The following is a 21,126-nucleotide window of genomic DNA, read 5'->3' as shown; positions in this document are numbered from 1 at the left end:
AGCAGGCAAATGTAGTGATAAATTTTGAAAATAGCCCTGAAAGGACATAACGATAAGAGTTTTGTCCTTCCAGGGCTTTCTATATTCTGTAAATTACAGGTTCGTTATTTTTCCGAATTACGGATATAATTCACAATCCAAGCACCAACTTCCTTGGTTCCATATTTTTCTCCACCTTCAACCTGGATTTCAGGAGTGCGGACACAAGCATCAAGAGAAGCATCTACGGCACGGCGAATCAAAGCACCTTCTTCCTTGCAGTCGAAATATTCGAACAACATAGCTACAGAAAGAATCTGAGCCAATGGATTTGCAATATTCAAACCTTTAGCCTGTGGCCATGAACCGTGAATAGGTTCAAACACCGGAGTACTTTCGCCTGTTGAAGCAGAAGGAAGCAAGCCCATAGAACCGCTGATACAAGAACCTTCGTCTGTCAATATATCACCAAATGTATTTTCAGTTACCATAACATCAAAGAATGTCGGTTCCTGAATCATTCTCATTGCAGCATTATCAACAAACATATAATCTGTCTGTACTTCCGGATATTGAGGAGCCATTTCCTGAGCAATCTGTCTCCAAAGGCGAGATGAAGCAAGAACATTTGCCTTGTCAACAACTGTAAGATGTTTGCGGCGCTTCATCGCATATTCAAAACCTACACGAAGAATTCTCTCGATTTCAGGACGAGTATAATAGTTTGTATCATATGCTTTATCGTTGTCCTGATATTTTTCTCCGAAATACATTCCTCCGGTAAGTTCGCGGATACAAAGGAAATCTGCGCCTTCAACCAACTCAGCACGCAACGGAGATTTGTGAAGAAGACATTTGAATGTCTGTACCGGACGGATATTGGCAAACAAGCCTAATTTCTTGCGCATAGCAAGCAATCCCTGTTCCGGACGAACCTTCGCTGTCGGATCATTGTCATATTTCGGGTCACCAACTGAAGAGAACAAAACAGCATCTGCATTTTTACAGATTTCATAAGTTTCATCGGGGAAAGGATTTCCTACCGCATCGATTGCTGCTGCTCCGCAAAGAGCATAATCATATTTTACTTCATGTCCGAATTTTTCACATACGGCAGTCATCACATCGACGCCTTGAACTGATATTTCCGGACCGATTCCGTCACCGGCCAGGACTGCTATTTTAAATCGCATGGTATATTTTTAGTTTTTAAGTTTATTAGTTTCTAAGTTCATTAGTTGACGGGGCAAAAGGAATCAGATATTACTTATCAGATTACAAGCTTGCCTAATCCAAATGTTTTACAATTTTAAATATCGCATATATTATTCCCGCGATTAAAGCTGCGGCAACTACATGTATAAGAAGATTTCCATCTCTTAGCTCCATCCAAGGACCAAACCTTGCAACCAAGCATATAAGAGCAAGAGATATTATGAATAATAATATGTATATCTTCATATAAATATGATTTATGATTCGCAAGTAAGATAAAGAAGGAACAAGTTGACAAGGAAACAAGGCTACAGAAAGCAAGTAACATCTACTTAACTTTTAACCTCTTAGCTCCTCAGCTCCTTCTCCTCACTGCTCAATCTTATTCAACATCTTCACCGTTGCCTTAATTGCCGCTTCAGTCTGGTCGGCATCCAAACCTCTGGTCTTGAAGTCAACTCCGGCATAGTTCCACGATATTACTGTCTGGACGAAAGCATCTGTACGTCCGCCGGGAGGAATTGACACAGAATAGTTCGTAAGCATTGGGAACGGACGACCAAGGTCAGAATATATTTTTCTCAATGCACGTACGAAAGCATCATACTGTCCGTCGCCGGTTGCAGATTCCTGATAAGATTCACCATAGAACTCCAGTTTCACCGTTGCCACAGGTTTTAATCCCTGAGTAAGAGAAAGCGAATAATTCAGAATCTTTATTTTCGAAGATTCCTGCATATTGTCGTGATGCAGAACATCGGCAATGATATATGGCAAATCCTCCTGAGTAACGACTTCCTTCTTATCTCCCAACTCAATGATACGCTCTGTCACTTTACGCATTGAAGCCTCGTCGAGGTCGATACCAAGAGATTCGAGATTCTTACGGATATTAGCTTTACCGGAAGTCTTACCCAAAGCATACTCACGAATTCTGCCGAAGCGTTCCGGCAAAAGGGCATTGCAATAAAGATTGTTCTTGCTGTCGCCATCAGCATGAACTCCGGCACATTGAGTGAAAACATATTCTCCAACAATTGGTTTGTTTCCCGGAATATGTATTCCTGAATATGTTTCTACGATATGACTGACACGTGTTATTTTTTCTTCGCGCAACGATGTTTCTCCTTTGAGCTGATCCTTTATCACTGCAAGAACACTTCCTAATGGAGCATTACCTGCTCTTTCGCCCAATCCGTTAACGGTTGTATGTATACCTTTCACTCCTGCCTTAACAGCTGAATAGACATTAGCCACAGCAAGGTCATAATCGTTATGTGCATGGAAATCGAAATGAATATCCGGATATTTATCAACCATCATCTTACAGTAATTATAAGTATCTTCAGGATTCAGAATACCCAAAGTGTCCGGAAGCATAAATCTCTCCACGGGCATATCCTTGAGTGAGTCCATAAAGTTAAATACATACTCAGGTGATGCCTGAATTCCGTTCGACCAATCCTCGAGATAGAGATTCACCTTCATATTGCGTGAAACGGCATCAGAAATGTTTCTTTCAATGTCGGCAATATGCTCAGCTGGTGTTTTACGCAACTGCTCAGTCACATGCTTATATGAACCTTTACACAAAAGATTCATCACCTTGCAACCGGCAGACTCAATCCATTCTACGGAAACACCGCCATCAACGAAACCCAACACTTCAAGCCTGTCCAGGAAACCGGCACGCTCTGCCCAATGAGCAATTTTCCGGACAGCCTCAAACTCACCATCCGAAACACGTGCCGAAGCTATCTCAAGCCTGTCAACATTCATCTCGCTCAACAACACCTGGGCAATACCAAGCTTTTCGTGTGCCGCAAATGATACACCCGAAGTCTGCTCGCCATCGCGAAGTGTCGTATCCATTATCTCTATCATAAGCAATATATTTTTATGATTGCCTTTTTTCGTATTCTTCTATCTTGTCCTTATTTGAAACAAGAAAATCTATGTCATCCAAACCGTTCATCAGACAATGCTTCTTATAAGCATTGATTTCGAATTTCTCACTCTTTCCTGTAGCTGTATTTGTTATTGTCTGCTCAGGAAGATTAACCACGACTTCTGTTTTAGGATTAGCAGCAATTGTATCGAACAATTCCTGAAGGAAAGATTCGCTAACCACAACAGGCAGCACAAAGTTATTCAATTCATTGTTTTTGTGAATGTCGGCGAAAAAGCTTGACACAACTACACGGAAACCATAACCAGCAATTGCCCATGCAGCATGTTCACGGCTCGAGCCACAACCGAAATTCTTTCCGGCAACAAGAATCTGTCCGCTATATTTCGGATTGTTCAGGACGAATGATTCATTAAGGCTGCCGTCTGCATTGTAGCGCCAGTCACGGAAAAGGTTATCACCAAAACCTTCCTTGTCTGTAGCCTTCAGGAAACGTGCCGGTATTATTTGGTCTGTGTCCACATTTTCCAAAGGAAGAGGAACACATGTGCTTGTCAATATATCGAATTTTTGTTTCATTTTGTCTTTAAATTATTTACTCTAGTTTCACAAACTAAACTTTAAGAGAATATGTTGACTAGTTTACAAGAATTCTCTCGGATCTGTAATAACACCAGTCACAGCTGCAGCAGCTGCCGTAAGCGGACTTGCCAACAATGTGCGTGCGCCCGGACCCTGACGGCCTTCAAAGTTACGATTACTTGTTGACACTGAATATTTTCCTGCAGGAATCTTATCGTCATTCATAGCCAGACAAGCAGAACATCCCGGCTGACGGATTTCGAAACCAGCTTCTTCAAGAACTTTATCCAAGCCTTCTTCACGAATCTGTGCATCAACCATCCATGAACCCGGAACCAACCATGCAATTATGTTGTCAGCTTTGCGGCGTCCTTTCACTATCGAAGCAAAAGCTCTGAAGTCCTCGATACGTCCGTTTGTACAAGCACCAAGGAAAACATAATCAACAGGCTTGCCCAAAAGCTTCTCGCCTGCGCTGAATCCCATATACTGAAGAGATTTGTCGAACGAACTTTTTTCTACCTCGTTCATTCCTTCTGTTGTAGGAATTGTATCCGAAACTGCCATTCCCATACCCGGATTTGTTCCGTATGTAATCATCGGCTGAATATCTGCAGCATCGAAACGAACTTCGTGGTCGAACACTGCATCATCGTCACTCTTCAATGTTTTCCAATAAGCAAGAGCCTTGTCCCATTCTTCACCTTTAGGAGCATATTCTCTACCTTTGATATATTCGAATGTAGTTTCATCAGGAGCAACCATACCTCCGCGAGCACCCATTTCAATTGAAAGGTTACACAATGTCAATCGTCCTTCCATTGTTAGGTTGCGGATAGCTTCGCCGGCATATTCAATGAAATATCCGGTTGCGCCGCTGGTTGTAATTTTCGACATTATATACAGAGCTACATCTTTAGCTGTCACACCTTTGCCCAGTTTTCCGTCAACTGTGATTCTCATTGTTTTCGGTCTTGACTGCAAGATACACTGCGAAGCCATAACCATCTCAACTTCACTTGTTCCGATACCGAAAGCAACAGCACCCATGGCTCCGTGAGTTGAAGTGTGAGAGTCGCCGCACACGATTGTCATTCCCGGCAAAGTAAGACCACGTTCCGGACCAACCACATGGATAATACCATTGCGCTTGTCCATCATACCAAAATGAGTCAAGCCGAAATCAGCAGCGTTTTTAGCCAAAGTATCAACCTGAGTGCGTGAAACCGGATCTTCAATCGGCTTGTCCTGGTCGTGAGTCGGAGTGTTGTGGTCCGGCATACAATAAATCTTTTCCGGGCGGAAACACTTCAAACCACGTTCACGCAGTCCGGCAAAAGCTTGCGGACTGGTCACTTCGTGGCAATACAAACGGTCTATATATAATTGAGTAGGACCTTCCTCCACCTTCTGAACAATGTGGGCGTCCCAAATCTTATCGAATAATGTATTTGACATTTTACTTTACATTTTTAAGTTTTGCATGATATGAAAGATTGACAAGGAAACAAGTTAGCAATATATAACAGGAAATAAACATTTCCTACTTAAACCTTGCCTCTGAAACCTTATATTCTTATTTCACAAATTTATTGATTGCGTCAATATAAGCCTCAACAGAAGCAGCTATAATATCTGTGTTTGCACCGAAACCATAATAAATATGATTGTCATATTCAACCTGCATATGAACCTTGCCCACATCATCGCTACCTTTGCTGATTGCCTGGATTGTGAATTCCTTAAGCACCATCTGACGGTGAATGATTTGCTTAAGAGCCTTGATTGCAGCATCAACCGGACCATTACCCGTTGCAGCAGCTTCAAACTTCTCACCTGCAATATTCAAACCTACGCTTGCTACAGAACGTACACCTACACCACTTGTAACCTGCAAATATTCAAGTTTGATATGATGATTCTGTGAGCGGTCAGCACCTGCCAGAACAAGGATATCATCATCATTGATTTCCTTTTTCTTGTCGGCAAGTTTAAGGAAGTCTTCATAAATCTTGTCAAGACGTTCCTGGTCAACTTCCAATCCCAAAACATGCATGCGATGTTTCAATGCCGCACGTCCGCTACGTGCAGTAAGAACAATTGCATTATCATCGATACCAACTTCTTTCGGGTCGATAATCTCATAAGTCTGAACATTCTTCAGCACACCGTCCTGATGAATTCCTGAAGAATGAGCAAAAGCATTACGTCCCACAATAGCCTTGTTAGGCTGCACCGGCATATTCATCAGGCTTGACACCATCCGGCTTGTGCTGTAAATCTTAGTAGTATTTATATTCGTAATGATATTTCTTTCCTTGTGGCTCTTGAAAATCATAGCAACCTCTTCAAGAGAAGTATTTCCGGCACGTTCGCCGATACCATTGATAGTCACTTCCACCTGACGTGCGCCATTCAGAACACCCTGAACTGTGTTGGCAGTTGCCATACCCAAGTCGTTGTGGCAATGAGTTGACAGGATTGCATTATGAATACCGTCAACATGTTCCATCAAATACTTAATCTTTGCTCCATATTCATCAGGAAGACAATACCCTGTTGTATCAGGGATGTTCACAACTGTTGCTCCGGCTTTGATTACCGCCTCAACCACACGTGCCAAATATTCATTTTCAGTTCGTCCGGCATCCTCGCAATAGAATTCAACATCCTCAACATATTTCTTGGCATATTTTGTAGCCGCAACAGCACGCTCGATAATTTCTTCGCGTGTAGAATTGAATTTATAACGAATATGAGGATCAGAAGTACCTATTCCAGTATGGATTCTGCCACGCTTTGCATATTTCAAAGCCTCTGCAGCAGCATCGATATCTTTTTCAACAGCACGAGTCAAAGCACAAATCGTAGGCCAAGTTACAGCCTTCGAAATCTCAACCACACTTTTAAAGTCTCCAGGACTTGATACCGGAAATCCAGCTTCAATAACATCCACACCAAGAGCTTCCAATGCTCGCGCAACCTGTATTTTCTCAACAGTGTTCAACTGACAACCCGGAACTTGTTCACCATCTCTAAGAGTTGTATCGAAAATAAATAATCTGTCTGACATAGTAGTATATGTTTTTTATCTCTTTATTACAAAATAAAAAGCCTTTCACCGCAGGAAGCGAGAAAGGCTTTATTATAACTTTATCCAAACACTTATATGCACAAACTCACTTCCTATCCTGTTGCCAGAGTAGAATAATACCCAATGTATTCAATAGATTATGCAATCGTGTCTGTTTCATATTTCCATTTTTTAAACCACTGCAAAGATACAGCCTTTTTTAAAACATCAAAACAAATCCGTAAGTTTTTTTCGTGTTTTTGAAATAAAATATAAGAAATACCACTGTATATTCTATATTTTAAAAACACAAACATACAATTAATAAATACATAACTTCAATCTAAAACATTTCCTTATAGAGAAAAACACGTTTTTCCTTCGGAAGAAATCCGCAATTACTTACGGAAGGAAATCCATTTGCATTCGGAAGTAATTTGTTTTTCTTCCGAAAGAAAATCCCGTTACATACGGAAGAAAATCCAAACATGCATAAAAACAAAAAACCGGCCAAGAACATATATGCCTCAACCGGTTATAATAATGATATAAAAACAAAATATTACTCTGCGTTATTCTTAAGCCATTCCAATCTCCTCATATCCGGAAGATGCTTAACTTTAAAATGCTCGAAAGTTACCTCAAATCCGTCGCCGTCCGGACAAGCAGCCATAACACCTATCTGAACAGGAGTATTATCTTTCATCCAGGCATTACGCATCATAACATATTCCTTATCATCAAACGAATAGAAAATCTCGATTGCATCCAAACGTCTTACTGCTTTTATCCATATATAAGGAATTGATTCGTCGAGAGTAATCACGCTCCAATCAGATGTTTTATGAGTAACAACAGTACTCAAATTATATTTACCATCAACAAATTCAATTCCTGCCTTGATATAATTCTCATGGTCAATACGAATCATCAGTCCTGCCTGATCAAAACGGGATTTGTATTTTCCAGTGATTTTCACTTTAGCTTCAAACTCGCCTCCATAATTTGCATAATAGAAAGGTGCGTCATCAACAGTGAAACCATAATGAGAAATACGCCAATAGTCACTTTGCGGAGTTACAAACATTGACAGAGTTTTATCTTTAATTTCCCATTTTTCAGGTTCATTGAACCACTGCATTTTCTCTAATGTTTGAGAAAAAGATAACTGAGATACAAACAAGAGCATCAAGCCCACAAATAATTTTTTTGTCATTTCCACAACAGTTTTATATTAAACATTATTTTAGTTTTCAAACCGAAATTACCGGAAGTTACATTATATAATATATAACATCAGGAAGTTTATAACCCGAGAATATCATATATTCCAATAAACCCTGAGATTATAACTATAAAAATATCTCTTTTTCTTATTAAAAATATCACATGATAGGCATCTCAAAACCGATTCACCTAGGTGAGCCAATTGATTCACCTAGGTGAGTTAATCAATCCACCTAGGTGAGCTGATTGAACCACCTAGGTGAATCAATATTTTAAATTAAATAACAGGAAGAAAAAAACACATTGAAATGAACAATAATCCAGCATGAATCAATATTCAAAAAACATGCGGGCTACGTTATTTATTATATGTCCTGAATCCTGCCTGTGCAACGATTGATATCTTTTCTATATTTTCCTTATAACCTTACAAGGATTTCCAACAGCCAGCGAATTTGCTGGAATATCTTTAGTAACAACACTTCCGGCCCCAATAACACAATTATCGCCTATTGTAACTCCGGGCAATACACATACTTGAGCTCCAATCCATACATTATTTCCTATAGTAATCGGATAGGCATATTCCAACCCGTCATTTCTCTGCTTAACATCAAAAGGATGTCCTGCGGTGTAGAATCCACAATTTGGCGCAACAAAAACATTATCACCAAAACGGACTTTTGCACCGTCAAGTATCACACAATTGACATTGGCATAGAAATTTTCACCAATTTCTATATTATATCCATAATCACAATAAAAAGGCTGTTCAATCAAAAACTTATCCCCTGTTTTTCCAAACAAATGTTTTATTATTTCTTCTCTTTTTTCCAGTTCTGACGGACGGAGCTGATTATATTCATAACAAATATCCTTACAAACTTGTCGTTCAGCCAATAGCTCTTTATCATTATTGGCATCATAAAGTAAACCTCTATGACACTTTTCTTTTTCAGTTTCCATTCTTGATTACGTTTTTCATTACTTTTGCAAATGTAGATTGTTAAAACAATAAGCACAATAATTATAAATAACCATTTTGCATGGATATAGCGGACAAATTGAATGATGAGCTATCTCAACAAAGTTTTTCTTCTTTTGAGAAAGTTATATATAACAAAGAACTGGATAAATATAAAACAATAGCAAAAGGTTATTCGGAAATAGAAAATTCCATTTCCGTATTGAGCGACATGCAATCAAACAAAAGCTATATATATCACGGTAATTTTTCAAGCACATTAGGATTAAAGAGTATTCCCGGTGAAGGAAACAGAATCGATTCTATTTGGGAAAAAGAAATACTAGATCTTATTTTCCCTGAAGATTTATACAATAAATATCTGCAAGAGTTAAGATTCTTCCATTTCATAAGACACCTTCCTAAAAGAAAGCGTTCCGATTATTATCTTATAAATAAATTAAGGATGAGAGATAAAAACGGGAACTTCATACCTGTTGTACATAGGATATTTTATGTTTCATCTCCGGTTGACAACAGTTTATGGCTAGCTCTGTGTTTATATTATCCTCTAATATCAGACATTCCATATAATAGTATTTTGGTTAATTCAGCAACGGGAGATATAACAGAAATGGGGAAAAGAAAATGCCCGAAAATTTTATCTGAAAGGGAAATACAAATATTGAAACTTATAGATAAAGGTTTGATGAGCAAAAATATTGCTGAATATTTATCTATAAGCATAAACACCGTGAGCAGACACCGACAAGAAATCTTAGGCAAACTAAAAGTAAAAAACTCTATTGAAGCGTGCAGAGTTGCAAAAGACCTTGGTATAATATGTTAACTATGATATTTTCAGTTTTTTATAACAACGGAATATACCAATCCTTTTTTTGAACTTTTTTTATTGTTTTTTTCTTTTATAAAAATGTATAGCGTATATTTGCTAAGTGAAGTTACGAAAAGAGTGTAATTTATTGGAAATGAGCGTAGGTTAATTGCTCTTGATAGTAATAGGTTACGATTTAGTTAGTTATCTACTGCATTATCCTTCTGCGCGTTGCGTAACCTTCAAAGAACTCTTCGTATGCAAAAGTAGCTATTTAATTCGAGATTTTGATATAAACTCCCGTTTTTTATCCCCTCATTCATAAGAATTTTCCGTAAAAGCGGTATTGTCCGTCGGCACACCATTGCCCAAAACGAGTTTGGAACAAACGTGTGCCGACTACCGCATAGCTGGAGAAAAGGGCATTGCCTCACGCCTAAACGATGTTTAGACAGATGAAGCAATGCCCCTTTCTTTTGCGCCTATGCCAAGAGGTGCTTTTACGGGTTTTCAAATGATTTTTCTTTTTTCGCTGTCTCTTTTGCCGGAAGCGGAAAGTGAATGCAGAGTGTGTCAGCCTGCCCCATGAATGAAACAGGCGCCCACACACAGCCGGACAAACCGGGAAGAATGATTGTTGCCACCCGGCTGAACAAGTTCCGTCGGATCGGAAACAATCATACTTCCTTTGTTGTGGTTTGCCCTTTTCACGCTTCCGGTGATGTCTTTTTCCTTTTGGTGATTCTTTTTTTTACGGATTTTCCCCTGAAGTTTTTTTCTACACAATCTGCCTCTGTTTTCGTTTACCTCCATTTTGCGCCTTTCAGTAAGCCGCATCAGTCAGTCATTTTCGTTCTGGGCGCAAAGGTAATTCCGGGATTGGACGGGAAAGCAAGGTCAAGCCTCCTGTTTTCGGTAAAAATCTCCAGCCCTGCGGGTAGTATTTTGACCGAAAAACCTTGCATTCCCTAATCCCTACCTTTTCAAGCACCCGAAACGAAAACGACCGATGCGACAGAAAGACGCATAAAAAAAATGTCGGATAAACGAGAGGCAGATAAGATAGTTTGAAACTCAACTCCCTCAGCTCTTGAATCCGCATTAAAAACAAAAAAATCAAAAACAGCGAAGATATGACGGCAACGGCAAATTTCAGACAAATGGCGCAACACATCGGGTTGGCGATATGCGGCTTGATGATGCGCACCGCCTTCGGGGTGTTCGGCATCCTTTGGGGCATCATCAGAGAGATTGTAAACGGAGTGTTCCGAGTGGCGATAGGTGTAATCGTGGCTATCCTTTCCACCATTGCCTTCTTTGGCTTCATCCTTTGGTTATTCACCCTTTAACCCTTACCGACATGGCAAAAAGAAACAGCAAGACGGCAGCGCAGCAGTGCAGATATTACGAGGTGGACAACATCTTCGTGTATATGGTGGAAACGTACATCAACGGCAATTTTGAAACTTTCCGAAGATTGTACCACGAACTGAACAAGGACGCACGGAGGGATTTCATGGACTTCCTTCTCAGCGAGGTAGAGCCGACCTATTGGAGAGAGATACTGAAACAGATAATCTAAAAATGACAGCGATATGAAAGGAACAGACCATTTCAAGAGAACGATATATATGTACTTGGAACAGCGTGCGGAGGAAGATGCGCTATTTGCAAAGAAGTACCGCAACCCTGCCAAGAACATGGACGAGTGCGTGACCCACATTCTGAACTATGTGCAGAAAAGCGGTTGCAACGGTTTCACGGACGGAGAGATATTCGGGCAAGCCATCCACTACTATGAGGAAAACGAGATAGAGGTGGGCAAACCGATGGACTGCCAAGTGGTTGTGAACCACGTTGTGAAACTCACGGCAGAGGAAAAGGCGGAGGCACGTCAGAACGCTGTCCGCAAATACCAAGAGGAGGAACTCCGCAAGTTGCAGAACCGCCACAGACCGTCAGCGAGAAAAGAAAACCAACCCCAACCCTCATTATTTGATTTAGGCTTATGAAACCGAAGACCAAGATACAGAAAGAGGTGGCAAGACTTTCCGCCAACCTTCGCCCCATATCAGCGACACAAATAGATTGGGCATACCGCCACTGCGTTGAGCATATCGGCTACCGCACCAAGAAAGGGAACATCACCTGTTCCGACTGCGGTCACGAGTGGCACAGCGACAGCGGACTATGCGACACCCTTGAAGGCTGCACCTGCCCCAAATGCCATGCCGAACTCAAAGTGCAGGACACACGCAGACGCATCTACAAGGAAACGCAGAATTTCAGCGTGATAACCACCTGCAAAGGGTATCAGGTAATCCGCGTGGCGCAGGTCAGATGCGAGAGCAGGAAAGGCGAACCGATGCGTTTCTACTGCCACGAGGTCGTGCAGCGTTGGATTTCACCCGACGGCAAGGTTACGGACATGGCGTTGCTCCGTGGCTTCCTTTTCTGCTATTGCGATGTGTGGGCATTAGGCAGCGATATGGAGGTAAGACCGCACAACAGCCTATACGATGATGTGGTGGCAAGAAGCTGTGCATATCCAAAGATGAGGATATTGCCCCAACTCAGACGTAACGGCTTCAAGGGCGATTTCCACGGCATCTCCCCCGTGCGTCTTTTCAAAGCCTTGCTTTCAGACCCAAGAATTGAAACCCTTATGAAAGGCGGTGAGATTGAGGTCATGAAACACTTTCTTTTCAATACCCGTACTGCCGATGAATGTTGGGCATCATATCTGATTGCCAAGCGTCACAAGTATCAGATAGACAACCTCTCAATGTGGTGCGACTATCTGCGTATGCTCAAAAAACTCGGTCAAGACCTCCGTAACCCGAAGAACATCTGTCCCGAAGATTTCATGGCGGCACACGACAACGCAACCCGAAAAATTGAAGCCATACACGAGAAGGAAAGAGCCGCAGAGCAACGCCGTTGGGAGATTGAAAGGCGTGAGCGTGAGCAACAGCGACAACTCCAACGAAAGAAAGATGCGGAGGATTTCATCGCCAACAAATCCAAATTCTTCGGCTTGGTAATCACGGACGAGGAAATAATCGTCAAGGTGCTTGAAAGCATAGACGAGTATTACAACGAGGGCAAGACGCAGGGCATCTGCGTGTTTGGCAGTGGATACTACAAGAAAGCCGACACCCTCATACTATCGGCAAGGATTGGCGATGAGATTATTGAAACCGTAGAGGTGGACTTGCGAACCCTCGAAGTGGTGCAGTGCCACGGCAAGCACAACCAGGACACCGAATATCACGAGCGCATCATAGACCTTGTGAACAAGAACGCCAACCTTATCCGTGAGCGGATGAAAGCGGCATAGCATAACCCCTAAAACAACATTGATATGGAAGTAAGAATTGAAAGTATGATTTGTGTGTGGGATGATGCAATCCCCACGATGTTCCTTGAATTTGTGAACCTCCTCACTCTCACAACGAGTGAGGGGGAATTGAGAAAGAGCGTAAAGGAGTTTGCCGAGAAGCACGAACTTGACAAGTTTTTCCTTTACGGCTTCGGCTCACACCATTTCTACCTGCACCAACGCTACACAAGCAACCCCGAAATGGTGATGAAGAACAGAGTTCTGTCAGTACATTTTTAACCATCTAAAAAGCAACATTATGACAACACGAATGACCATCAACGGAGTAAGCACCTGCGCGGAAGCAGGTACGGAGAAATACGAGCGTTTCCAATCGGGTATCGGAAGACGCAGGCGGACACTTGTGCAGTACGACTACCGCCACCCCATAGACAGAGAATTGTTCTCTTGTGTCAAACCCACGTTGGACGAGTGCCGAGCCGCACGGGACAAGTGGCTGAACGCAAAGAAGGGAAAGGAGGACAGACTATGAACACGACCTATCAAACGCTGATAGTCAAGTTCAGCGAACCTATCACGGCATTGGACGGTATCTTTGACGATACCGGAGCGTGGGGAACGGACACCCTCAAGGGGTGGATAGATGATTACGAAAGCACACGTTTCACCGCCACCGACAGCCATACGGCAGTCATCACGAGCGAGTACAATATGGAATGTGTGAAAGAGTGGCTACAACGGCAGACCCCCATTTCCGAAATGCGAGAATTTTGAACGGGATGGCGGTGTCCGCACCGCCAATACTTAAAACCCTAAAAACAAAAGATATGATAGCCAAGACGATATTACAGCAGATAGGCGGAAAACGCTTCACCGCCATGACAGGTAGCCGTGATTTCATAGATATGGGCAACGGCTTACGGATGAGCCTTGCAAGGAACAAAACAAGTGCCAACCGCCTTGACATCATCTATGACGAAGGGGCAGACCTCTACAATATGCGCTTCTACCGCAGGACGTTCAGCAAAAAGACCTTTGAGTGCAAGACAAAGGACATTGCCGTACACGAGGGTATCTATTTTGATATGCTGGAGGAAATGTTCACGATGGTGACGGGACTTTACACACGCTTTTGAGTGGCGGGGCGGCGAGAGCCGCCCTACTTTCTTTCAGTGAGCATGATGGCGGACAAAGAAAGTAGCAAAGAAACCTTTGTCCAATCTGCGATAACTAAAAAATCCGCAAGTAAAACTTGCGGAGGCTATATATTGGGTCGTTATTTTTTGGTGGAGGGGAATGATAATCTCGAACCGTTGAACTACACATTTCTGCTTCGTCTCCATTTCCCCCAACGATTTGATACGTTCAATCATTTTTGTTGTTCCTTTCTGAATTTTCCTAAATACTTTCTTCATAATTTCGCTATACTTTTTATGGTTAATAACTATGTTTTGTATTGCTCTCACAACACTTACAACTTGAAGTGTTATTTGGAAACCGATAGGCAAAAATGGCTCAACGATGTCAATTAACGAGAAAATCCTACGATAATCTATCAAGTGATAGAGCAAAAGACGTGCCAAGTTAAATATGGCACGTCTTTTGCCAGTTTTGTCAGTCCTTTTATGGGATATACAACAGCGCAAACTCCGCCTTTCTCCGTTTGAGCAGCATGGCGTGGCGTTTTCCTTTGTAGTTGCAGAAGGCTATATACTCACGGTAGATGTTCCTGTCACCAGCTTCCAGCTTCTTGATTAAGGTGCTTTTGGGGATTGTTTTGCTGCCTAACAGCTTCGCCGGTCCCACATTGTAAGCTAACGTGCCAAGCAAAATCGAATCAACCCCGAATTTACGGAACATGGCGACAAATTTGCGCAGGTCTTTCCGCAAAAGTTCATCCGCATCCCGTTTTGTCATGGTTCGTGCCGAATACTTCTCGTTTGGCAAAAGTTTGTGACCCCAACCGACGTATGGGTAGTGTTTTTCTGAGTGCCAGCCTTCAAAGTAGCGGCAGCATAAAAAAGCACGTTCCATAAGCGGCAGTCGGTAGATTGCCGCCTGCCCGTCCGTTCCCTCTTGGCGGCTGATCTGCGCGGACACAGAACAGACCGTCAGAAGTGAACAGAGCATTGTCATGAATACACGCATCATTTCAACAAGGGGCTGAAGTTGCCGATGGGAACGATGGTAAGATCGTCGTCCTTTACATTCCTGTTGTTGAAGTCAAATTCCAGTTCGTAGGAGTTGCTAAAGTTATCCTCCACCACCACGATGAAATTATGCGCCTCATCACCCGCCGCCGTGTAGTACAGGCGGAATTTTTCGTTCTCCAGCAGGTAGCGGTCGTTAGGCAGGAAGGTGATGCCGTTATCCATTTTGAGCGAGCCTTCCCCCTCGAACTGGAAATAGCGGATGGTATAGAGCGTACCCGAAAAGTCGCCCTCCTTTTTCAGTTCACAGCGGATTTCCACTGTCTGCCCCTTTACTACCTTGTTCGGCACGGGCATGACCTCCACCGTGAAGGGATAGGACTGCTGGATGTCCATGTCATCGTCACATGACACGAGGGTGAATGACATGGCGGCTATCAGGCATAACGCCACTGCCTTGAATATTGATGTTCTCTTGTTTCTGTTGTTCAGTATGTTCATTGTTCTTCGATTTTTAGATGGTTGTTTTTCTGTTTTTTCGTTGTCAGTTGCAGGTACTCGTTCAAGTCCTTGCAACCGTCATAGAGGGAGGAACGGTCGGTGACACGTTCCCCGTATCGCATGGTAAGTGCGGCAAGCGTCCGCCGTCCGGCTTCGTCACGGTCGAGGAAGCAGCCGATGCGCCCGTATCCGTCCAGCAATCCCGCCGCCTTCTCCACGTTGGCGACTGAGTTCAGCACAAGACAGTCAGCGTTACCGGTTACACCAAGCGTCACGGCAGAGAGAAAGTCCATGAAGCCCTCGAACACGAGGCACTCGTCAGCCGGGATGTCATTCGCCTTTACCAGTGATACAGACTTCGGAGGTATGCAACCCTTGAAATATCGGCTTCTGGCTTCATAGCCACCTGCCATGTTCGGAAAGCCAACGGCAAAATACCGTTTCCCACGCACACCGTAGTTCAAGCGGCAGCAGTGACGGGATGCGATGGCGTAAGGGATGCCCCGTTCCTCTAAATACTCCGTCAGCAGTGAGCGGAGCAGCGGAGCGACCTCCACATCCTCAAAAACGGATTCGGTCGGCTTCGAGAGATAGACGGGCTTTTCCCATCCGGCAACCGTCATATTGGCGGCTTCCGCTATGAACTTCGCTTGCTTCATGAAGTCATCGCTTTGCAGAAACTCCCCGGCAAGCGTGAAGATGTCGCCGCCCTTGCCCAAACCGAAGTCGTACCAGAGCTGTTTCGCCACGTTCACACGGAAAGAGGATGTGCGCTCGCCCCTGTACGGGGCAAGATACCACAGCTCGTTACCGCTCCTTCTGACAGGCTCATGCCCCAGCCGTGCGAGAAAATCCGCAAGCGGCATCCTTCTGACAGCATCTATTTCCGTCCTTTCCATGCCCGTGTCAGTTGATGATGAACTTGATACCGACCCCGAACTGCGTGTGGAACTTCCGTGTGTCGCCACCCCAAAGGCAACGCTCCCGCAGGTTGGCAAGCAGGGCGATACGGTCTGCCACGTAACACTCCACATCGAGCGTCAGCGCACCGCCGTAGATGAAGGCGTCCCGGTCGTGCAGCGTGGAGCCGTCATGCAGCACCTTCTTCCCCCAATTTACCGCCTCATATCCGGCGAGAGCCGAAGCCCCGGCATAGACGAAAACAATCTTTCGGGCGTCCGACAGTATCTTGAAGTAATAGCCGCCCTCCGCCGTGAACTGCGCCACGGGTATCTTGGTGTCCTTGTAGGGATTGTTCTTCAACAGGTATTCGCCACCGAACACCCACTTGTTCCCCTTCTTCGTGTAGGTGGAGAGAGCCGCCCCGAAGCTGTACCCGCCGTCCTTGCCGCCGAGATTGAAGCCGTCCGCCATGTCCGCCCTCACCTCGATGCCCTGCATCTTCGGCAGACACCGCTGGGCGTGCGCCTGCCCTGTAAAAAGGGCAAGCGACGCGATGATTATTGCGATGTACTTTCTCATGGTCAGCGTACTTGAAGTTCGTTGATGGTACCCGCGCGTACCAAATCCTCGTTCTCAATCACGAAGGACTGGTGACGGCCGCCGTTCTTCTCGTTCAATTCCACCACGAGGCACTTGTCATCGGGGATGGTGAACTTCGCCATCGTGAAGACCGTGCGCTCGCTCTTTTTGCCCGGCACGAGGGTGGCGTAGTTCTGCGCGCGGAGCGGCAGAATAATCTGCTCCTGCACGGCAGTACGCTTCGCAACCTTCTTGTCCACGATTTTCCAAGTGATGTAGTCCACATCGAAAGGCACGTTGCTCTGGTTCTTTATCTCCGTGTGGAAATAAAGCAAGCCGTTGTGCGTGTAGATGCCTTTCAACAGGTATTGGATGCCGAAACGCTTGCAGCCGATATGCTTCACCTCGCGCTTGTTCTGTTTGTGGATGGACTTCATGATAAGGCGCACCAGCATCGGGCTTTCGCTGCCCAGCTCTTTCAGATAGATTTCCTGCGCGTTGTTCGGGCGGTTCACCGTGCTGCCGTCATGGATGAAGTCGCACATCTCCACGTTGAGCAACAGCGGTTCGGCGGCGTACTTCACGTTGAAGGTGTAGAAACTGCCGTCCTCCGTGATGACGGACATATTCGTTTCGTTGGGAAAATTCCTTACGGTAGCCTTCACACGGATGATGTTCTCCGCTCCGTCGGCTTTCCCGGCAATCAGGTCGGGCGAGCCTAAATCGACATAGCGCACCTCCGCCGGAAAAATGACGTGGACGGTCTTGTCGTAGGTCACTTCCAGACCGTGCGGCGGTATCATGCGGTCGAAGGTCAGCTTGCGTGACAGCCCGTGATATAGGTCGCCGTCCGCCTCCTTCTGCGGATAGACCTCCTTCGTCAAGGTCGGTTGTTCACTTCCGTTGGTCGTTTCAACGGTTACATTCTCCTGCGCGTTGGCAGTTATGATGCCCATAGCGAGGGCAAACATGATGATTACTTTTCTCATTACTTTTGGATTTTAGTGGTAATTTTTATTGTTTTCTGGAAAATATAAAGTCACTTGACCCACTATTATACTCTAAATTGACCCATCAAAAAAATATTAGAATTAAGTAGAGAAAAATGCATTTTAACCCGGGTCAGTTTCAATTATAATTCTTTATAGCAGATACTACTTCTTTTTAGCATTAATCTTTCTTACAGAATCTCCCGTTAGTTCAATTTTGTGTGCCGTATGTACAATTCTGTCCAGGATTGCATCAGCTAAAGTAGGATCTCCAATTGCATCATACCAGCTTTCAACTGGAAGTTGTGATGTTATTATGATTGATTTTATTCCGTGTCTGTCTTCTATTATTTCCATAAGTATTGACCTTTCCCTGGCATCCAGTCCTATAAGAAAGAGATCGTCTAAAATAAGCAGTGAACACTTTTCAATTTTTTTCATCTCAGATTCTATAGTTCCCTTGTTTTTGGCCATTTTAAGCTGTCCCATAAGCTTTGACGCATTGGAGTATAAAGTTCTGACTCCATTTTTGCATGCTTCATATCCTATTGCTGAAGCTATATAGCTTTTACCTGTTCCGGAGCTTCCTGTGATAAAAATATTCTGTCCGTCTCTTATAAAATCAAGAGAAGCAAGTCTCTCGAGCTGGTTCCGGTCAAGGTTCCGTTTTATTGTATAGTCTATTTTTTCCATATATGCCTTATATCTGAAGTTTGCAGATCTTATCAGTCGCTCAATGCTTACATTGCGTCTGTAATCATACTCGCTTTCAAGAAGCCATTTCAGGAACTCATCGTTTGTCATACCATCAGAGGATGTTGTCCTGCAGTCATTCCTGTATGTTTCAAGCATACCGTAAAAACGTAATTTGGAGAGTAACTCCATTATTCTGTCCATATTTTTTCCGACAGTTCTGTTTGTTTTATTATTACTTGTCATTTTTATCCATATTTTTAGAGTTAAAATAATCCTTACCTCTGAGATTTCTGTGTTTAGGGGTAAGTTCAGGAGCAAGCCCCTCCATTTGTATATGATACTTTTCATCTTCCCTGTTTACCAGAAGGCTTTCAAGTTCGTTGAACCCGAACATGCAGGATTCCATTGCTATCTGGCATGCAAGAACCACTCTGTCGTGTCCGAAACATTCCACAAGACATAATATACCATCAGCTGAACGTATAGCCTGAACAGGATATTTTTTGGCAACAGCCACCAACTTTATATACTCTTCCACTACCGGGTCTATTTCACGTGCCTTGCGGTATATATCATCCATTCTGATTCTGTATTCATGTAGTACTCCGGGAAGTTTATGGGAAGGTTTTTCTGAATAAGTGAAAGGTGTATCATCCCTGCGATGTGTCGTTATGTGTCTGAATTTATGATATATCTCCACTGTGTCCCCATCATACAGTAATTCTACAGCATCGCCTATATACTCTTTAGGAACACTGTAATAGTGATTGTTAAGCGATACATAACTGTTTTTCATGACAGTTGCCGTTTTCCGGTTTTTTGATATAAATCTTGTTGCCGGCAATATATGTAGCCTGTCTTTCTCGACCTCGAGGAAACGCTCCCTACGGCTGTAGCTGCGGTTGTACATCTTTCGGCTGTTCAATGCGTCAGTATGTTTCATTATTTCTATGTTCAAGGCTTCAATATCATTGAATTTCAATCCTGTCATCTTTGAATATACCTCCCTGTAAAGCAGTCTTACAGCATTTTCAACCAAAGCCTTGTCTTTGGGTTTGCGCACTCTTGCCGGAAAGACAACACAACCATAATGGTCTGCAAATGCCGCAAAGTCATCATTTATTACAGGCTCTATTCCACCGGGCCTTGTTACGGCAGATTTGAGGTTGTCGGGAACTATGGCATTTGGTACACCTCCAAAATAATGGAAAGCATTTTCACATGCCTGGATAAGATATTCTTTCTTTTGCGATGGTACAGCCTCGTAATAAGTAATCTGACTGCATGGAAGTATCGCAGCAAAGACTTCTACGGGAACCTTATCACCCGTATTCCTGTCTGAAATATAAAGTTTGTCACCGGCAAAATCCACATACATCTGATCACCAGCTATATGATCTATGCGTCCAACCGGTATTTTTACCTCCCTTTCACGTCTGAGATACAGGCAGAATGAACAATAACTGTAACCTTGGGGACGGTTTCTCAGATACTCCTCATACAAGGACCTTCTTGTTGTTCCACGGGATTTAAGTCGTTTAATGTACTCAGGTATATGTTCTTGAAGATACTTATACTCTGCAGATCCTGTTGATTCGTTGTCAGTCTCCGTACCGAAAAGTTCATGCAGATGATGCTCGTCCATTTTCAACAGGCGTTCCAGCTCTATACCCATATCCTCGTATATTCGGATATACCGTTTACTGTATTACGTGAAATCAGAAGAGAAGAACTGATACTACGGATACTCATTCCTGACTGGTAGCACCGCAGTATGTGCTTGATTCTTATTTTCATTCTTTAAAATTTTTATTCGGTTAATGATACCGGGTTAAAATGCTTTTTAAAGTACAAAAACAAGACTGAAATGTGGTAATTCTATAGGGTCAATTTTTATTATAATCTAAGTGGGTCAGTTTCGGTTATAAAGGTGGGTCAGGTGATTTTTATAATAGTGGGTCAAGTGACTTTATATTTTCCATATATAATTAAAGGCTTTCAGCCAAAAGATGTTCGTGATTGTCTGAAACTTATTGATAAATTTCAAATTCATATTGTATAAGGGCAGAAGTACCGAAGACCATGCTGTCTGTCAGATCATAGTTCCAGCAACTTTCGGAAACATTATTTTTTTGTAAATATCTGATAATCAAATATCTACTATAAAATGCTGAACTTAAT

General features: G+C 43.2%; 27 protein-coding genes. 10 read left to right on the top strand and 17 right to left on the bottom strand.

Annotated elements, in window-relative coordinates:
• Nucleotides 1-104 precede the first annotated feature (104 nt).
• From leuB to ACYIAR_RS06280, 8 genes are all read right to left on the bottom strand, one after another.
• Nucleotides 105-1,172 carry a 3-isopropylmalate dehydrogenase gene (leuB, locus tag ACYIAR_RS06315; RefSeq protein ID WP_480332806.1) on the bottom strand — a complete coding sequence of 356 codons (1,068 nt, stop codon included), beginning with the start codon at nt 1,170-1,172 and terminating at the stop codon, nt 105-107.
• A 94-nt stretch (nt 1,173-1,266) separates the two neighbouring features.
• Nucleotides 1,267-1,440 carry a hypothetical protein gene (locus ACYIAR_RS06310; RefSeq protein ID WP_480332805.1) on the bottom strand — a complete coding sequence of 58 codons (174 nt, stop codon included), beginning with the start codon at nt 1,438-1,440 and terminating at the stop codon, nt 1,267-1,269.
• Nucleotides 1,441-1,563: 123 nt separating this feature from the next.
• On the bottom strand, nt 1,564-3,078 hold the full coding sequence (locus tag ACYIAR_RS06305; protein WP_480332803.1) for an alpha-isopropylmalate synthase regulatory domain-containing protein: 1,515 nt from the start codon (nt 3,076-3,078) through the stop codon (nt 1,564-1,566).
• A 13-nt stretch (nt 3,079-3,091) separates the two neighbouring features.
• On the bottom strand, nt 3,092-3,682 hold the full coding sequence (leuD, locus tag ACYIAR_RS06300) for a 3-isopropylmalate dehydratase small subunit (protein ID WP_480332801.1): 591 nt from the start codon (nt 3,680-3,682) through the stop codon (nt 3,092-3,094).
• Between the two features lie 63 nt (nt 3,683-3,745).
• Entirely contained in the window at nt 3,746-5,143 is a 1,398-nt protein-coding gene (leuC, locus tag ACYIAR_RS06295; RefSeq protein ID WP_480332799.1) for a 3-isopropylmalate dehydratase large subunit, read from the bottom strand.
• 118 nt (nt 5,144-5,261) lie between these two features.
• Entirely contained in the window at nt 5,262-6,758 is a 1,497-nt protein-coding gene (locus tag ACYIAR_RS06290) for a 2-isopropylmalate synthase (RefSeq protein ID WP_480332797.1), read from the bottom strand.
• Nucleotides 6,759-7,320: 562 nt separating this feature from the next.
• On the bottom strand, nt 7,321-7,974 hold the full coding sequence (locus ACYIAR_RS06285; protein WP_480332795.1) for a DUF1349 domain-containing protein: 654 nt from the start codon (nt 7,972-7,974) through the stop codon (nt 7,321-7,323).
• Between the two features lie 419 nt (nt 7,975-8,393).
• On the bottom strand, nt 8,394-8,951 hold the full coding sequence (locus ACYIAR_RS06280; protein WP_480332793.1) for a sugar O-acetyltransferase: 558 nt from the start codon (nt 8,949-8,951) through the stop codon (nt 8,394-8,396).
• A gap of 80 nt (nt 8,952-9,031) precedes the next feature.
• On the opposite strand from ACYIAR_RS06280, the gene ACYIAR_RS06275 reads away from it, so the two are divergent.
• The 10 genes from ACYIAR_RS06275 to ACYIAR_RS06230 all read left to right on the top strand — a co-directional run bounded on the left by ACYIAR_RS06275 (nt 9,032) and on the right by ACYIAR_RS06230 (nt 14,263).
• A complete protein-coding gene (locus ACYIAR_RS06275; RefSeq protein WP_480332791.1) occupies nt 9,032-9,799 on the top strand; it encodes a response regulator transcription factor in 768 nt (255 codons plus the stop codon).
• A gap of 570 nt (nt 9,800-10,369) precedes the next feature.
• Nucleotides 10,370-10,756, top strand: coding sequence for a hypothetical protein (locus ACYIAR_RS06270; RefSeq protein WP_009126113.1), 387 nt, complete (start codon nt 10,370-10,372; stop codon nt 10,754-10,756).
• Nucleotides 10,757-10,917: 161 nt separating this feature from the next.
• Nucleotides 10,918-11,133 carry a hypothetical protein gene (locus ACYIAR_RS06265; RefSeq protein WP_004291535.1) on the top strand — a complete coding sequence of 72 codons (216 nt, stop codon included), beginning with the start codon at nt 10,918-10,920 and terminating at the stop codon, nt 11,131-11,133.
• An 11-nt stretch (nt 11,134-11,144) separates the two neighbouring features.
• Nucleotides 11,145-11,366 carry a hypothetical protein gene (locus ACYIAR_RS06260; RefSeq protein ID WP_004291534.1) on the top strand — a complete coding sequence of 74 codons (222 nt, stop codon included), beginning with the start codon at nt 11,145-11,147 and terminating at the stop codon, nt 11,364-11,366.
• Nucleotides 11,367-11,379: 13 nt separating this feature from the next.
• Nucleotides 11,380-11,796 carry a PcfK-like family protein gene (locus tag ACYIAR_RS06255; protein ID WP_004291533.1) on the top strand — a complete coding sequence of 139 codons (417 nt, stop codon included), beginning with the start codon at nt 11,380-11,382 and terminating at the stop codon, nt 11,794-11,796.
• A complete protein-coding gene (locus ACYIAR_RS06250; protein ID WP_004291532.1) occupies nt 11,793-13,124 on the top strand; it encodes a PcfJ domain-containing protein in 1,332 nt (443 codons plus the stop codon). Before ACYIAR_RS06255 ends, ACYIAR_RS06250 begins: the two co-directional genes overlap by 4 nt.
• 24 nt (nt 13,125-13,148) lie before the next feature.
• Nucleotides 13,149-13,406, top strand: a complete 258-nt coding sequence (locus tag ACYIAR_RS06245) for a hypothetical protein (protein ID WP_004291531.1) — start codon at nt 13,149-13,151, stop codon at nt 13,404-13,406.
• Nucleotides 13,407-13,425: 19 nt separating this feature from the next.
• Complete coding sequence (locus ACYIAR_RS06240) at nt 13,426-13,659, top strand: DUF3873 domain-containing protein (RefSeq protein WP_004304291.1); 234 nt, start codon at nt 13,426-13,428, stop codon at nt 13,657-13,659.
• Nucleotides 13,656-13,901, top strand: coding sequence for a DUF6956 domain-containing protein (locus ACYIAR_RS06235; RefSeq protein WP_004291529.1), 246 nt, complete (start codon nt 13,656-13,658; stop codon nt 13,899-13,901). Before ACYIAR_RS06240 ends, ACYIAR_RS06235 begins: the two co-directional genes overlap by 4 nt.
• 53 nt (nt 13,902-13,954) lie before the next feature.
• A complete protein-coding gene (locus ACYIAR_RS06230) occupies nt 13,955-14,263 on the top strand; it encodes a hypothetical protein (protein ID WP_004304290.1) in 309 nt (102 codons plus the stop codon).
• Nucleotides 14,264-14,296: 33 nt separating this feature from the next.
• Here the strand turns inward: ACYIAR_RS06230 and ACYIAR_RS06225 are convergent, their stop codons facing one another.
• The 9 genes from ACYIAR_RS06225 to ACYIAR_RS06185 form a co-directional block, all read right to left on the bottom strand.
• A complete protein-coding gene (locus tag ACYIAR_RS06225; RefSeq protein WP_004291527.1) occupies nt 14,297-14,686 on the bottom strand; it encodes a hypothetical protein in 390 nt (129 codons plus the stop codon).
• A 64-nt stretch (nt 14,687-14,750) separates the two neighbouring features.
• Entirely contained in the window at nt 14,751-15,278 is a 528-nt protein-coding gene (locus ACYIAR_RS06220; RefSeq protein ID WP_004291526.1) for a glycoside hydrolase family protein, read from the bottom strand.
• Nucleotides 15,275-15,778 (bottom strand): DUF3872 domain-containing protein, encoded by a 504-nt coding sequence (locus ACYIAR_RS06215; RefSeq protein WP_004291525.1) that lies wholly within the window; start codon nt 15,776-15,778, stop codon nt 15,275-15,277. Before ACYIAR_RS06215 ends, ACYIAR_RS06220 begins: the two co-directional genes overlap by 4 nt.
• Nucleotides 15,775-16,677, bottom strand: coding sequence for a toprim domain-containing protein (locus ACYIAR_RS06210; RefSeq protein ID WP_480332789.1), 903 nt, complete (start codon nt 16,675-16,677; stop codon nt 15,775-15,777). Before ACYIAR_RS06210 ends, ACYIAR_RS06215 begins: the two co-directional genes overlap by 4 nt.
• Before the next feature lie 7 nt (nt 16,678-16,684).
• Nucleotides 16,685-17,260: a conjugal transfer protein TraO gene (locus ACYIAR_RS06205; protein WP_004291523.1), complete on the bottom strand. Its 576-nt coding sequence runs from the start codon at nt 17,258-17,260 to the stop codon at nt 16,685-16,687.
• A 2-nt stretch (nt 17,261-17,262) separates the two neighbouring features.
• Nucleotides 17,263-18,249: a conjugative transposon protein TraN gene (traN, locus tag ACYIAR_RS06200; protein ID WP_004291522.1), complete on the bottom strand. Its 987-nt coding sequence runs from the start codon at nt 18,247-18,249 to the stop codon at nt 17,263-17,265.
• Between the two features lie 165 nt (nt 18,250-18,414).
• A complete protein-coding gene (istB, locus tag ACYIAR_RS06195) occupies nt 18,415-19,188 on the bottom strand; it encodes an IS21-like element helper ATPase IstB (protein WP_480331376.1) in 774 nt (257 codons plus the stop codon).
• The gene (gene istA / locus ACYIAR_RS06190) at nt 19,178-20,620 is read right to left on the bottom strand and encodes an IS21 family transposase (protein WP_480332527.1); all 1,443 of its coding nucleotides are present in this window, start codon (nt 20,618-20,620) and stop codon (nt 19,178-19,180) included. The genes istB and istA overlap by 11 nt, the downstream gene beginning before the upstream one ends.
• On the bottom strand, nt 20,611-20,742 hold the full coding sequence (locus ACYIAR_RS06185; RefSeq protein ID WP_480331704.1) for a hypothetical protein: 132 nt from the start codon (nt 20,740-20,742) through the stop codon (nt 20,611-20,613). The genes istA and ACYIAR_RS06185 overlap by 10 nt, the downstream gene beginning before the upstream one ends.
• Between the last annotated feature and the right edge of the window lie 384 nt (nt 20,743-21,126).

The sequence above is a fragment of the Parabacteroides sp. KHUB-01 genome (genome assembly GCF_056640935.1).
Note: the sequence above shows the minus strand (reverse complement) of the source record. Positions and strands in the feature narration are given on the sequence as shown.